The 13,021-nt window shown below is 70.2% G+C and carries 14 protein-coding genes and 1 pseudogene; 5 read left to right on the top strand and 10 right to left on the bottom strand.

Going from position 1 to position 13,021, the window contains the following annotated elements; all coding sequences use genetic code 11:
• Nucleotides 1-12: 12 nt before the first annotated feature.
• Both AB0I81_RS46160 and AB0I81_RS46155 read right to left on the bottom strand, forming a co-directional pair.
• On the bottom strand, nt 13-477 hold the full coding sequence (locus AB0I81_RS46160) for a hypothetical protein (RefSeq protein WP_360671901.1): 465 nt from the start codon (nt 475-477) through the stop codon (nt 13-15).
• Between the two features lie 311 nt (nt 478-788).
• Nucleotides 789-1,622, bottom strand: a complete 834-nt coding sequence (locus AB0I81_RS46155) for a hypothetical protein (RefSeq protein ID WP_360671898.1) — start codon at nt 1,620-1,622, stop codon at nt 789-791.
• A gap of 221 nt (nt 1,623-1,843) precedes the next feature.
• Between AB0I81_RS46155 and AB0I81_RS46150 the strand changes: the two genes are divergently transcribed.
• Complete coding sequence (locus AB0I81_RS46150) at nt 1,844-3,100, top strand: Scr1 family TA system antitoxin-like transcriptional regulator (RefSeq protein ID WP_360671895.1); 1,257 nt, start codon at nt 1,844-1,846, stop codon at nt 3,098-3,100.
• Between the two features lie 200 nt (nt 3,101-3,300).
• The gene (locus AB0I81_RS46145) at nt 3,301-4,110 is read left to right on the top strand and encodes an SAM-dependent methyltransferase (RefSeq protein ID WP_360671892.1); all 810 of its coding nucleotides are present in this window, start codon (nt 3,301-3,303) and stop codon (nt 4,108-4,110) included.
• A gap of 6 nt (nt 4,111-4,116) precedes the next feature.
• On the opposite strand, the gene AB0I81_RS46140 is transcribed toward AB0I81_RS46145, so the two are convergent.
• The 4 genes from AB0I81_RS46140 to AB0I81_RS46125 are packed head-to-tail and all read right to left on the bottom strand — an operon-like array spanning nt 4,117 to nt 8,496.
• Nucleotides 4,117-5,703 carry an MFS transporter gene (locus AB0I81_RS46140; protein ID WP_360671890.1) on the bottom strand — a complete coding sequence of 529 codons (1,587 nt, stop codon included), beginning with the start codon at nt 5,701-5,703 and terminating at the stop codon, nt 4,117-4,119.
• A gap of 10 nt (nt 5,704-5,713) precedes the next feature.
• A complete protein-coding gene (locus AB0I81_RS46135) occupies nt 5,714-6,133 on the bottom strand; it encodes a hypothetical protein (RefSeq protein WP_360671887.1) in 420 nt (139 codons plus the stop codon).
• Nucleotides 6,130-7,653 carry a hypothetical protein gene (locus tag AB0I81_RS46130; protein WP_360671884.1) on the bottom strand — a complete coding sequence of 508 codons (1,524 nt, stop codon included), beginning with the start codon at nt 7,651-7,653 and terminating at the stop codon, nt 6,130-6,132. The genes AB0I81_RS46135 and AB0I81_RS46130 overlap by 4 nt, the downstream gene beginning before the upstream one ends.
• A gap of 24 nt (nt 7,654-7,677) precedes the next feature.
• Nucleotides 7,678-8,496: a DUF4253 domain-containing protein gene (locus tag AB0I81_RS46125; RefSeq protein ID WP_360671881.1), complete on the bottom strand. Its 819-nt coding sequence runs from the start codon at nt 8,494-8,496 to the stop codon at nt 7,678-7,680.
• A 110-nt stretch (nt 8,497-8,606) separates the two neighbouring features.
• Between AB0I81_RS46125 and AB0I81_RS46120 the strand changes: the two genes are divergently transcribed.
• Nucleotides 8,607-9,185 carry an HAD-IA family hydrolase gene (locus tag AB0I81_RS46120; protein ID WP_360671878.1) on the top strand — a complete coding sequence of 193 codons (579 nt, stop codon included), beginning with the start codon at nt 8,607-8,609 and terminating at the stop codon, nt 9,183-9,185.
• Between the two features lie 8 nt (nt 9,186-9,193).
• Here the strand turns inward: AB0I81_RS46120 and AB0I81_RS46115 are convergent, their stop codons facing one another.
• A complete protein-coding gene (locus AB0I81_RS46115) occupies nt 9,194-9,898 on the bottom strand; it encodes a TenA family protein (RefSeq protein WP_360671876.1) in 705 nt (234 codons plus the stop codon).
• A 172-nt stretch (nt 9,899-10,070) separates the two neighbouring features.
• Nucleotides 10,071-11,222, bottom strand: a complete 1,152-nt coding sequence (locus tag AB0I81_RS46110) for a TIGR03118 family protein (protein WP_360671873.1) — start codon at nt 11,220-11,222, stop codon at nt 10,071-10,073.
• A gap of 109 nt (nt 11,223-11,331) precedes the next feature.
• Between AB0I81_RS46110 and ppgK the strand changes: the two genes are divergently transcribed.
• Nucleotides 11,332-12,072, top strand: coding sequence for a polyphosphate--glucose phosphotransferase (ppgK, locus tag AB0I81_RS46105; RefSeq protein WP_360671871.1), 741 nt, complete (start codon nt 11,332-11,334; stop codon nt 12,070-12,072).
• 11 nt (nt 12,073-12,083) lie between these two features.
• Here ppgK and AB0I81_RS46100 read toward each other — a convergent pair whose 3' ends face one another.
• A complete protein-coding gene (locus tag AB0I81_RS46100) occupies nt 12,084-12,515 on the bottom strand; it encodes a MarR family transcriptional regulator (protein ID WP_360671868.1) in 432 nt (143 codons plus the stop codon).
• Nucleotides 12,516-12,574: 59 nt separating this feature from the next.
• Between AB0I81_RS46100 and AB0I81_RS46095 the strand changes: the two genes are divergently transcribed.
• Nucleotides 12,575-12,856: a VOC family protein gene (locus AB0I81_RS46095; RefSeq protein WP_360671865.1), complete on the top strand. Its 282-nt coding sequence runs from the start codon at nt 12,575-12,577 to the stop codon at nt 12,854-12,856.
• On the opposite strand, the pseudogene AB0I81_RS46090 reads toward AB0I81_RS46095, so the two are convergent.
• Nucleotides 12,837-12,926: pseudogene (locus AB0I81_RS46090) on the bottom strand (VOC family protein); the annotation flags it as partial. The gene AB0I81_RS46095 and the pseudogene AB0I81_RS46090 sit on opposite strands and share 20 nt — an antisense overlap.
• Nucleotides 12,927-13,021: the final 95 nt, after the last annotated feature.

Here is a 13,021-nt window from a genome sequence, read left to right as displayed (position 1 = left end):
GATCGCTCCTGGTTATCGCGGGTTGGTGGTTCCGGTAGGGGATGGACAGAACGCTCCGAAGCGGGCCCGCTCCTTCTCGGCCTCGCCGCGTACCTGGTCGGGGTCGCCGCGCGGACCGGCGAGGAGCCGGCGAGACATCGCCGGCCCCTCTTCCGCCGCGCGTTGAGATCGTGGTCCGGTCTCACGTCCCGACGCCCCGGCGACCCGCACCTGCGCCGTGGCGGCGAGCAGAACGGCGGCCCGCGCGACGGCCACCAGCGCGGCCGTCATCGCCGCCGGGCCGTCGCGCCGCCGCGGGTCGCGCGGGCGCCACCGGTCCCGCCACGGGATCGGCGATCCCGTGGCGAGCACGGCGAAGGCGCCCGCGCGACCCAGCGAACGGGAAGAAGACCGACCCCAGGCGCTACCCCTCGAGATGGCCAGCACGCCAGCCGCGACCGCGCTGGCCAACAGCACCGCACCGACTAGGTCGGGCACGTGCCGCACGGTGCCGGGGGGGTTGGGAAGCGCCGGGGCCGGCGTCATTGACGCTGCCACCGGTCCCGCACATGGGGCGGACCGGCCGTGCCCGGCCGGAGACCGCCCGCCGCCGGATGGCAGCACCTGCCTGGACGCGGCCGTGATGACCGCCGTCGCGTCCTGGCAGGACAGGGCCGGGCCGGGCGTGAGCACGCCCGCCCCGCCGAAGAGCTTGAGAGGACGCCCGCGGGCGGCCGGCCGCGCTGCCGGTCGCGGCGGGCAGGCCGCCGGGACCGGTGCGGTCCGGTGTTCGCGTACGGGCGTCAGTGTCATCGCGCCGTCACCGCGCTCTCGACGGTCGTGTCCTCGGACACATTGGGCACGCTGACGCAGACCATGCGCTCGGTCAGCCCTCGGTCGACCATGCGCTCGGTCATATCGCGGCCGGCCATGCGTTCTGCCGCCCCCGCTCCGGCCGTGTGTTCCGCCGGTCCTGGCAGGGGCAGGGACGTGCGCGTCCTGGCCGGTCCCGCACCGCCGGCCACCATCCGCGCGACCTTCGAGGCCAGCGCGAGATGCTCGCCGCAGCGCAGCCCCACCTTGACCTCCAGTCCGGCCACCTGGGCCAGCCTGAGCCGCATGGGCTCCAGCGACGACCGCCGTTCGAGCCCGTCGAGATCGGCCAGCCGGGCCGGCCAGCGCAGTTCGCCGGCGCAGCACGACTCGACCTCGGCCGCCAGCCGCTCGGCAGGGAAGTCATCGTGACTCAGCCGGGTGGCCACCATGACGGCCGTGAACGCCGTCTTGTCGAAGTCGGCCAGCCGTCCGGTCAGCGCCGCCGCCAGCATCCTGGCGCGGTGGCTCAGGCAGACCGCACTCCACCCGAGCAACAGCAGCCGATCGGGGCTGGTCTCCGTGTGCCATCCGGCCAGCCGCAGCTCGCGGGCCATCCGGTGGTGGAAACGCCAGCGGTGACGGGGGTCGTCCAGCCAGACCTCGACGCCGCCCAGCGGCAGGCTCACGACGTGCACGCCGGCGTCGGCCGCGGGTCCCGCCACGCGGGCGCAGATGCGCTGAACGACCTGCTCCTGCCCGGTGGAGACCGGGCCTTCACAGAGCCAGGCAGTGTCCAACCAGACAGCGTCCGGGGAATCCATGGTCACGTCCGGCCACCTCCTCGCCGGGGATCTCTTCAGAACCCTTGGGCTGTTAAGCCTCAGTTACCACGTGCTCCGATAGTCCGCTTCACGACAGGGCTATGTCAACTGACAGTTTGCGCATAAGTTGTTAGCGACGCGCGGGGCAGAGCTGCCCCGCATGGCAGGGGACAGTGGGGCTCGTGTCCCTTACGCTTGAGGCGTTCACGGGCGGTAGGAGGTGTGCCGTGGCGAACTTCGCCGAGCGGCTCGATCTCGCGCTGACCAAGCGCGGCTACACCGGCGCTCAGGTCGCCTCCGCCCTGACGGAGGCCGGCATCCCGATCACCCGTGCCTACGTCAGCCAGCTCCGTACCGGCAAGCAGACCAACCCCACGCTCCAGGTGCTGCGGGCGCTGGCCTCCTGCCTGCAGGTGAGCGTCGGCTGGCTGGTCGGCGACGACTTCCTCGAATCCGGCTCTGTCGAGGACCTGCAACTGCGTGCCGCCACCATCGGCCTGTCCGCCTCGGGGCTCTCGGAGGGCTCGCTGGCCGTGTTGCGCGGCGTGGTGGAGCTGGCCCGCAAGGCCGAGGGCCTGCCCGAGGAGCCGGAGCCGACCTCCGACATCCCCGAGGCGGTCGCGCCGCTGAGCGGCCCGCAGCGCCGGGCGCTCGGCAAGCGCCTGCACGGCCTGCGCCTGACCGCCCAGCTCTCCGTCGAGCAGGTGGATACCGCGATCGGCAGAGGGGCCGCCGCGATCCCCGCGATCGAGGAGGGCAGGCTCGCTCCTGCGCCCATCACCGTCGAGCGCCTGCTGACCGTCTACGGCGTCTCCGTGCCGCCCATCCGCGAGTACGTGTTGTCACTGGCCAGGGGCGAGCGCGAGGCCGCCTGGTACGACGCGCAGTCGGTGCCGGTCTGGCTGGCCACCGGCTACGCGCTCGAACAGCGGGCCACGGTGATCCGCACGTACCACAACCAGTTCGTCCCGCCGCTGCTGCAGACCGAGGAATACGCCAGGGCCGCCATCACCGTCGCGGGCCCGGCGACGCTCGGGCAGCAGACGGTGGAGGAGGCGCTGGCCCTCGTGCTGGCCCGCCAGGAGGCGGTGGCCCGCGACAGCGGCGTGGTGTTGTGGGCCGTGGTGGACGAGAGCGTGCTGACGCGCTCGATCGTCGGGCAGCACGTGCAGCTCAGGCAGCTGGAGGTGCTCATCGAGCACGCCAAGCGGCCCAACGTCTCGTTGCACGTGGTGCCGCTGGACGACCCCGCGTACGTGCCGCGCACCGGCCCGTTCACGTTGTGGCGCTTCACGGAGGCGTTCGAGCCCGACATCGCCTGCGCCCACGGCATCGAGTCCGACGCGCTGATCACCGAGCCGGGCGCGGTGGAGTCCTTCCACCAGGCGTTCACGAAGCTGTCGGTGACGACGACCACGCGCGACGAGACCTTCGAGACCTTGAATTTCCATCGCGAAAGGCTTTCGCGTTCGCTGGGGATCTGATCATTTCCCGCGCGTTTGTACCAACAAATGGTTACGTAGGTATATCCACAATCAATGGGTTTTCCGGTTGTCTTTCGCCGTGCAGCGAGGATCATATGGTCTGGGTCATCGAGTGGGGATCCGCAAGGATCTAGCTTTTCCTGAGGTAGTGGGCGAGGGGAAAGGGGCAACACTCAATGCGTCAGCGTGCCATCCGAAACTTGGCGAAGCTGGAGATGGCCCAAGCCAGGATCACCCGAATTCTCGACGCCGCCGCGGGTGGGAAGAACAACTTCGTGGCGGACAGAGATGTAATGCGCCGCTATGATCAGGCCGCCCCCATCACCACGACGGCCGCCAGGGCCGTGCTCCAATATTTATGCCGTGTGGTCCGTCACCTGGCGACACGGGGCGTCGACCAGTTCTTGATCATCGGAAGTGGTGTGCCGAGCGGCCTGCCGCCCGGCAGGCAGTTGCACGACGTGGCCCGTGACGCCCTGCGCGCCTCGGTGCCGCGCGTGGTCTACGTGGAGAACGACCCTATGGTGCTGGCCGGAGCCAGGGCGACCATCGAGCCCGTCACCGACCTCGTACGCGTCGTAGAGGGCGACGTGCGCGAGATCGACGACCTGCTCGATGACCGGGTCCTGCAGACGTTCCTCGACTGGGACCGGCCCATGGCCGTGTTGCTGCTGTCGGCCCACAGCCTGAACGACGACGAGTACTTCCATTTCGTGATCAAGCGGATCAGGCAGGTCGTGCCGGAGCGAAGTTATCTGTCGCTGCTGCAGACCACGTTCGACGCCATTCCGCCGGAGTTGTTGCCGGCCATTCACGACCTGCTGGCGATGACGCTTCCCGGTCACGCGATTCGTACCCGTGAGGAGGTCGCGGCGTTGCTCGAAGGTCTGGTGCTGGTCGAGCCGGGACTGGTGTGGGTCCCGGAATGGCGGCCCCATGGCCACGACATCGTCTGTGCCGAACAACCCAGCGCGTCCGGTAATTACGGCGCCGTGGCCCGGATTCCCTGACCCCCGCTAAGCCGCCGCGGGTTCGGCCGGTTCGCCGGCCGGGCCCTTGGCGGGCTCGACGCCGAACACCAGCACCGCCGGCACGGCCAGCACGAGGGGCACCGCCCCGAGCAGCGAGGTCATCCCGATGGACGGGGCCGCCGCGCCCGCGACCAGCACGCCGGTGACGGCCACGCCGCCGAACTTGCCGACGCCCGCCGACAGCCCGGAGCCGCGCGAGCGCACCCGGGTCGGATAGATCTCCGAACTGTAGGCGGCCAGCACCGCGGCGATCGCCGCCGTTCCCACGATCGGCCCGGCCAGCAGCACGTAGAGCCACGTACGGTCCTGCGCCAGCGTCTCGCCGGAGAACGACAACATCAGCAGCGCCGCGCCGACCAGCGCCGAGAGCACGACGATCGTCTTCTTGGCGCTCCACAGGCCGTACATCGCCGCCGCGATGAAGATCAGCGGCAACCCCAGCAGCGTCGAGTCCGCCAGCGCCTGGTCGGCCGTGGCCTGGTCGAGCCCGAGCCGGCGCAGGTTCGACGGGATCCAGAGCTGGAAGCCGTAGGTGACCAGGCCGATGCTCAGCCCCAGGATCACCACGGCCACCGTGAGCCCGGTGAACGGGGCCCTGAACAGCCGGGAGTAGCCGCCCTCGTGCTCGTCCCGGACCCGCTCCACCTCCGCCTGCGAGGTGAGCGCGGCGCCGTACTTGGCCATGACCGCGCGGGCCTCGGCGTCGCGGCCGTGGGCCAGCAGGAAGCGCGGCGACTCGGGGATGAAGCGGTTGAGCAGGATCAGGAAGACCCCGGTCGGCAGGCCGACCAGCCACAACACCCGCCAGGAGTAGTCCGGCGCCAGCGTCGCCGACAGCCAGCTCGCCAGCAGGTACGCCACCGCCAGGTTGCCGCCGATGAGTACCATCACCCAGCCCTTGTGCCGGGGCGGGATGGTCTCGGCCAGCAGCGAGAACGCGATCGGCAACATGCCGCCCGCGCCCAGGCCCATGGCCAGGCACATGAACAGGTTCCCCTCGAAGGAGGGCATCACGCCGCAGATGGCGGTGCCGATGAACAACACGCCCGCGTACAGGATCGAGGGCTTGCGGCCGATCTTGTCGCCCAGCCAGCCCCACAACAGCGAGCCCAGCACCGTCCCGGTCAGGCCGAACAGCGGCAGCAGCGCCACCGGCAGGTCGCCGCCGGGGTTGAGCGGTGACTTGAGCCCGTACTCCTCGACCATGCCGGGCGAGACGAAGCCGAGCGTGATCGGCTTCATCGCGTCGATCACCACGGCCACCGACATGACCACGATCAACCCGATGTGCGCCGGGCGCATCCTCTGGTCGTCCAGTGCCCGCACCCGCACCTCACCGGCCGGCTTGGTGGTGAACGCCCCCGGCGGCACGAGCCCGTACGCGGTGACGACCAGCCCCGCCACGATCAGCACCATGCCGATCGTCATCGGCAGGTCCATCGGCATGCCCGCCAGGCGGTAGTGCATCTCCGCGCTGTGCAGGTACATCGGCAGGTGCAGCACCACCCCCGCGACCGTGGCCACCGTGCCCAGCCAGAACCACAACGGACGAGCCAGCTCGACTCCGCCCATGAATCCCCCTCTACAGAAGGCGGCCACCCCGATGCCGCCACTTGACGAACAGCACCCTCATGGGCCCGTTCACGAACAGCCACTGGCCCAGCCAGACGACGCCGAACATGACGGCGAACGCCCAGAAGGCCACCGGCCCGTCCACCCCCGGCACCAGGCCGAGATCCAGCAGCCCCCACATGAGCAGCCCCTCCGGGACGGCCGTGACCAGGCCGAACAATGTCGGCCAGTCCTTGTCCCAGCGGAACTGCATCAGCAGGTGATACAGCAGCTCCCAGCCGGCGCCCACGACGGCGACGGCCAGCAACATCAGGAAGGCGTCGCCGAAGGACATCGGCAGCAGCGGCGTGAGCAGCGCCGTCAGCACGACGCCCACCGTGGCCAGCACGAACAGCCGAGTCTGCAGGCGCCCGGCCAGCGTCGGGATCAAGCCGGACCCCTGTTCGCCGCCCACCTGATCCACTGCGACACGGACCTGACCGGCCCCAGCCCGCCGCAGAAACCCCGCCCGGCCAGGTCGTCGGCGATGTCCAGGGCGGCGGTCTGCATGCCGATGAAGCTGTCCACGGCCAGGAAGTGGTTGCCCGCCGTGGCCGCGCCCGAGGCGTAGAGCACGCCGTCGCCGTTCTCCGCGCCGAGCACCTCGAAGTGCTCGCCCACCTGCAGTCTGCCCGCCTTGTTGGGGCGCGCGCCGCCGTGCCTGAGCAGGTCGTCCAGCACCCGGTGCTCGGGCATGTCGGCCTCCAGCCCGGTGCAGTCGATGATGAAGTCGGAGACGTGCTGCATGGGCGCCGAGTTCGCGCTGTTCGTATAGGTGACCAGCCGGCCGTCGGGCGCCAGGTCGATGCGTTCCACCTCGGCGTGCACCGGGTGGTACCAGTTGCCCCGCCTGGCCCGGCGCAGCTGCTCCTGCCAGCCGGACAACTTCGGTGTGGTGGTGCCGGCCACCAGGGAGGCCAGCCGGGCCCGCCGCTCGGGCGTCGCCCTGCGGAACTGGGCCTTGAGCTGGCCGCCGAAGGCCGACTTGGGCATCGTGAACGCCTGGTAGGCCCAGCCGTCGCCGCCCTTGCGGCGCATGAACGCGTGCGGGCCGTGCGAGCCGGTGACGTAGGTGCGGAACAGGTGCACGATCTGGGTCCGCAGGCCGTACCGCTCCCTGTCGTCGATCAGGCGCTGCAACACGCGCGAGGCCACGATGCCCGCGCCGCGCACGACCACCACGCCGGGACGCTTGCTGAGCTGGTCGTAGACGTGCTCATGCGGCTCGTACGCGTTCACCACCCGATACCGCTCACCCTGCCGCTGCCGGAACTCCTGCAGGTCGTCGAGGAACTTCAGCCCCGGATAGCCCACGGCCAGATGCACGAACCGCGAGCGCAGCGCCACCCGCTTGGTCGGCCCGCTGCCCGCCGGCGGGGTCAGGATGGTGAAGTAGCCGCCGCCCAGCCGCTTCCTGACCATGCGCACCTGGCCCTTGGCCAGCATCTGCCAGTAGCCGATGCGGTCGGCCTCGCGCTGCACGGTACGCATGACCAGCGCGGCCTTCGGGCTGTAGAAGTCGGCCATGACCGGCTCGGTGAGCACCTGGAGCAGCGGCCTGACCGAGCGGTCCTGCCAGGCCTCCTGCACCGCGTACGAGGGGAAGCCCCAGATGTTGTCGGGCCGCGCGCCCGAGTCGGAGCGGATGCGCTCGTGGGCCGGGAGTTGCGAGACGCGCGTCAGGTACTCCCACGTCTGCCAGGGCGAGTCGCTGGTCGAGAGCACCCTCATGGCGGAGGTGGCCACGCCCCGGATGCGCAGCACGTCCAGCAGCGTGAACGAGCCCAGGCCGCCGCCCACCGTCACCAGCTGCATGTCGTAGACGGGGATGCCCGCGGCCTCCACCAGCGCGTCACCCCACAAGGAGGAGTGCAGCAACTCCGGTGTGAGATCTCCCGAGGACACGGACATTAAAGGTAGCGTAAAAAGGGCCTTTCAGTCCCACCAGAAGGACCAGGCGTGTCGGCCGACGAGTTGCTCGGCGTACGCCTCCAGGTCGCCGGGTCCCTGCACCACGTTGTCCGGGCAGAACGTCCAGTGCTCGGCCGCCACGTGTAACGCGTGCTCCGGATCGACCGGCGGCGCCGCCACGCTCAGCTCCAGCGTGTTGAAGCCGACGCTCACCACCCGCGCCCCGAACCTGTCCTCCCAGCTGCGCACCACCGCCGCCATGGGCACCATCCACTCGTTGTGGTGCAGCGCCCCCTGCCAGCCCATGACCACCAGCGCGTCCGCGCTCCGGTTCGCCGCGACCAGGCCGAGCGGCATGTCCCTGACCGCCAGTTCGCCCGCCAGCCAGTCGGCGACCGCCCCGGGCTCGGCCCGCAGCGTGCCGGGCGCGGCCGGGCCGGGGCAGATCGCGCCGTACGGATCCAGCTCCTCCAGCGCGTCCTTCGGCATCTGCACCACCCACTCCTGCCACACCTCGGTCATGAAGCCCTCGGCGGTGAAGTGCTCGATCTGGCGGGAGTCATCCGGTACGACCTGCCCGACCGCCCAGGGCTGGGCGGACTCGTCCAGCAGCACCGGCCACAGGCCGCTGTGCGAGTGCCACTCGCGCAGCCGCGTCCAGTCCGCGCCGCTCACCGGGTCGTCGCTCATCCAGAACGCCGGCCGCGCCGCCGGGCCCTGCCCGGTGTAGCCGGGATCAGGCCAGACCACCTCACCGGGCGGCAGCGTCACGGGCAGTTTGCGCCCCCTGCCGCCGTCGGCGAACAGGCGGCTGAGCTCACGTGGCAGCCGATGATCGCTCATGCCCTACCGTTCCGATACCGAATCCTGTCTCGGAGATGGTAGTGCCGCCGGTCGCCCCGGCACCTGTGGCGGGACCTCCGGGTCGCGCATCTGGGGCAGAATGCTGTTCTGTGATCCCCTTTGACGCGGTTCTCACCGACTTCGACGGCGTGCTGCGCCATTTCGACCACGCCGCCCAGGCCGAGATCGAGGCCCGTTACGGCCTGCCCCTCATGAAGACGGCCTTCGACCCCGAGGTGATCGGGCCCGCGACGCTCGGCCGGATCACCGAGGCGGAGTGGGCCGAGTCGATCACGGTGGCGCTCGGCGGGGACGAGCGCGCCCGCCGGGCCATGGCGGAGTTCCTGGCGATCAGGTTCTGGGTGGATGAGCAGGTCAAGGAGTTGCTGGCCAGGGCGCAGCAGCAGGTGCCGGTGGTCATCGTGACCAACGCCATGGACACGCTGGAGCAGCACATCGACCTGCTGGGGCTGACGCACTTCGCCGACGACGTGGTCAGCAGCGCCAGGGTCGGCGTGGCCAAGCCCGACCGCCGCATCTACGAGATCGCCGCCGAGCGGGCCGGGGTCGCGCCCGAGCGCTGCCTGTTCGTGGACGACCGGCTGCCGAACGTGGAGGCCGCCAGAACGCTCGGGATGACCGGCGTCCATTACCAGAAATATGACGATTTGGCGGCCGTGCTCGGTTAGCAGAGGGGTCAGGCGTCCGCCCCGGCGGCCGCGTCCGAGCTCGCGTCCGAAACCGTGTGCGAGGTCGTGTCTGAGGCTGCCATGTCGAAGAAGGCCCGCTCCAGCTCCACGGCCCGGCGGAACACGCTCAGCACCTCCTGACGCCGCTCCTCCGCCAGATCCGCGCCCAGCCGGTCGAGCTCGCCGCGCAGGAAACCCACCCACGCGCGGAACTCCTCGCCCTCGTGCAGCCTGATCCACTCCCGGTACACGAAGCTCTCCGGCAGCGGCTCGGTGGCCCGCGAGGCCCAGCCGAGGTAACACCACTCGGCCACGCACAGCACGGCGGCGATCTTCAGGTAGTCCTGTGCCGCCCGGACCTCGCCCATGAGCGCGATGAACGCCGCCGTCACCGGCTCCGGCGGCACCTCCGTCCGGCCGCCCAGCTCGGCCAGCGCCCGATGGAAGTAGGTTTTCTCCTCGGTGGTCGCCACCTGCCCGAGGAACTGCCCGTACGGCACCCGCGCCTCGAAGGTGTCGGCACTGGCCACGGCCGCCCCGAGCAGCGCCGTGAAGGAGTCCACGAACTGGAAGTCCTGCTCCAGGTAGCGCCGCATCTCATCGCCGGTCGCCGTGCCCCGGTTGATCGCCATCGCGAAGGGGTGGGTCACCACCGCGGTCCACCCGGGCTCGCACTGCTGCCTGAGCCACTCGCTGAAAGATCGTTCACTCACGCCCCCGACTGTACTTCGGGGAGCCGTACCTGCCGCGTTCCGTACCGCTGAGGCTGTTTCCGGCGCGGCTCGCGCTGACCGCGCCGGAAACGCCGCGTGACCGCCGCCCCCCGCCCATATGGGCGAGCTGCGCTTCTCACCAGGTCGGGGGACGGCGGCGGCCGGGCGCCTGTCAGTACCCGCCGTAGGGATTCTGGGAGGGTGGCTGGGTAGTGGCGCCCGTCTTGTGGCCTGATGGGTGCGATGGGCTGCTCGACGGGCTGCTGGACGGCGTGCCCGCCCCGCTGGAGCTCACCTTTGTCCCCTGCGGGGCGATGACCCCGATCAGGCCGTGCTTGGTGCCGTCGATGCCGGCGGAGAACCACAACGAGTTCTCGCCGCCGGTCGCGGCGGTGCCGGGCTCGATGTCCCACAGGCCGGGCAGTACGACCGCCTTGCCGTCGGACGTACGCAGGGAGCCGAGGTGCCGGCCGCTCTTGTAGGCGTGCACGGTGCCGTCACCGAAGTTGCCGACCAGCAGCGCGCCCCGGTACTCCCGCCAGCCGCGCGGCGCGGCGGTCAGCCCCCACGGGGCGTTCAGCCCGACGCGGGAGATGCGGCCGGTCAGGCGGCCTTCGGCGTTGAAGCGGCTGATGAAGCCCTTGCCCTTGCCGAAGACGGGCTTGCCGGTCTCCGGGTCGCGCAGGGCGTAGGCCACCCAGATGTTGCCGTTGGCCACCGCGACGTTGTACGCGTTGTAGCCCTCGGGCAGGGCCCGGTCCCTGAACTGCGAGCGGCCCAGGCGGATGCGCTGGAAATCCTCGTCGAAGGCGTGGATGCGCCCGCTGGCGAAGTCCGCGGCCAGCAGGAACGCCTCGTCCTCGGTCTGGACGAGCTCCAGCCCCTTGTAGTCGGCGCCGCGGGTGAAGGCCGCGATGACCGCGTTGGCCTTGTCGACCTCGGCGTTCCAACCGGAGATGGCGCCGCTCGGGCTGGAGAAGATGAAGCTGGCGGGCTTGCCCTTCACGGTGAAGCCTTCACCCGGGTTGAACACCTGGCCGGTCGGGGCTCCACCCGGGATGGCCACTTCCGTCTGCTCCTTCTTGCCCGTGCCGGAGTAGACCGTGGCGCTACCGGTGCCCGTGTTCGAAACCCAGAGAGTCTTTCCCATGGCCAGGCCCCACGGGTTGACGACCTTGGGGTCGGTGACAGGGGCTTTGCCCTTGACGTCCGACACAAGGGGGGTGACGTCGAATCGCGTCCTGGTGGTGGCGTGTGCGGGAGAGGTGAGAGTCGCTCCCAAGACGACCGCAACAGCGCAGAGTGTGATGATGCGTGGCCGCATCCGTTGCCTCCTAGTTAGCGCTTGTGACGCGAGATACGCGGAGGGCAGGAGGCGGGTTCAGCCGACCAGAAATATAGTTTTCCGGCGTCTGTTGGGGGAGATGTAGAGCATGAACGTTCTGGGCATCGACATCGGCGGCTCCGGGATCAAGGGTGCGCCGGTCGACACGGAGACCGGTGAGCTGCTGGAAGAGCGGCTGCGCGTGGCCACACCGGAGCCGTCCGCGCCGGATGCGGTGGCCGAGGTAGTGGCCTCCATCGTGACGCATTTCGACTGGAACGGTCCGGTCGGCGTGACCTTTCCCGGGGTCGTCGCGAACGGCGTGGTCAAGACGGCGGCGAACGTGGACCGCGGCTGGATCGGCGTCGACGCGGCCGGGCTGTTCGGCGGGGCGACGGTGCTGAACGACGCCGACGCGGCCGGCCTGGCCGAGGCGAGGTTCGGCCACGGAAAGGGGCGGCGCGGGACCGTGCTGGTGCTGACGTTCGGCACCGGGATCGGCAGCGCACTGTTCACCGACGGGGTGCTCGTGCCCAACACCGAGCTGGGGCACCTGCAGTTCCACGGCAAGGACGCCGAGCACCGGGCCTCGGCGCGGGCCCGCGAGGAGCACGACCTGAGCTGGGAGGAGTGGGCCGAGCGGGTCGAGGCGTACCTGCGTTACGTCGAGATGTTGTTCTCGCCGTCGCTGATCGTGATCGGCGGCGGCGTGAGCAGGAAGGCGCACAAGTTCCTGCCGCACATCCACCTCGACACACCCCTGGAGCCCGCCGCCCTGGAGAACCAGGCGGGCATCATCGGCGCCGCCCACGCCGCCGCCGAACACGCCCGGACCGACGGACGCGGGTAACCGGCCCGCCGTCATTCGGACAACAGTTCGGACATGTGCTCCAGTTGCGTCATGAGGATCTGCGCCTGGGCACGGTCCAGGCCGGACGTCATCCGGCGTTCGATCGCCATCACATCAGCCCTGGCGGCCTCCAGGAGCCGTTCTCCCGAGGCCGTCAGGCGCGTCGGGAGCGCGCGTCCCGTGGGGGCCGTCGAGGGCCGCTCCACCAGCCCCGCCTCCTCCAGGTTGTGCAGCACCACGTTCATCGACTGACGCGTCACGAAGGCCCCGCGCGCCAGCTCCGCGTTCGAGAGCCTGGCCTGCTGCCCGAGCAGTTCCAGGCACACGTACTGCGGCGTCGTGAGCCCGTGCGCGCGCAGCGCGCCGTCCATGGCCGCGCGCAGGGCCGCCTGCACCCGCTTGAGCTGGTAGCCGACGGTACGCCTCGCGTCTTCTTGCGTCATGTCAGAATTCTGACATATGCTCACTCATGTCAAAGTCCTGACATGCAAAGGGAGTATCCATGACCGTCACCGGAATCGACTTCGTCGCCCTGCAGGTCCGCGACCTCGAAAAGGCCGCCGGGTTCTACGAGACCCGCCTCGGGCTCAAGCGCGCCCCCGGCCCCCCGCACGCGGTCGTGTTCGCGACCGAGCCCATCGCCTTCGCCGTACGCGAGCCGCTCCCCGGCGTTCAGCTTCCCCAGCGGCCCGGCACCGGCGTGGCGCTCTGGCTCAAGGCCGACGACGCGCAGCGGCTGCACGACGAGCTCCAGGAGGCGGGCGTGCCCGATCGTGAATGGTGATCACGTAGCCGTCGGGGTCGGCGAAGCTGAACGTGCGCCCGAAGGGGCCGTCCACGGGCGGGGTCACGATCGCTAGACACGGCGATATTGAGGTGCGCGAGGCGGGTCCCGTCGGGCACCATGGGCGGTTGGCTCCGGGGATGCCGGGCTCAAATATCCTGAAAG

The organism is Nonomuraea sp. NPDC050404 (assembly GCF_040655495.1).
Lineage (GTDB): Bacteria > Actinomycetota > Actinomycetes > Streptosporangiales > Streptosporangiaceae > Nonomuraea.
This window is presented reverse-complemented; position numbering and strand designations above follow the sequence as displayed.

Coding starts and splice junctions, on each gene's coding strand:
- AB0I81_RS46095 (WP_360671865.1), top strand. CDS start 12,575: ATGACCGTCACCGGAATCGACTTCGTCGCCCTGCAGGTCCGCGACCTC.
- ppgK (WP_360671871.1), top strand. CDS start 11,332: ATGAACGTTCTGGGCATCGACATCGGCGGCTCCGGGATCAAGGGTGCG.
- AB0I81_RS46140 (WP_360671890.1), bottom strand. CDS start 5,703: ATGGGCGGAGTCGAGCTGGCTCGTCCGTTGTGGTTCTGGCTGGGCACG.
- AB0I81_RS46130 (WP_360671884.1), bottom strand. CDS start 7,653: ATGTCCGTGTCCTCGGGAGATCTCACACCGGAGTTGCTGCACTCCTCC.
- AB0I81_RS46100 (WP_360671868.1), bottom strand. CDS start 12,515: ATGACGCAAGAAGACGCGAGGCGTACCGTCGGCTACCAGCTCAAGCGG.
- AB0I81_RS46110 (WP_360671873.1), bottom strand. CDS start 11,222: ATGCGGCCACGCATCATCACACTCTGCGCTGTTGCGGTCGTCTTGGGA.
- AB0I81_RS46125 (WP_360671881.1), bottom strand. CDS start 8,496: ATGAGCGATCATCGGCTGCCACGTGAGCTCAGCCGCCTGTTCGCCGAC.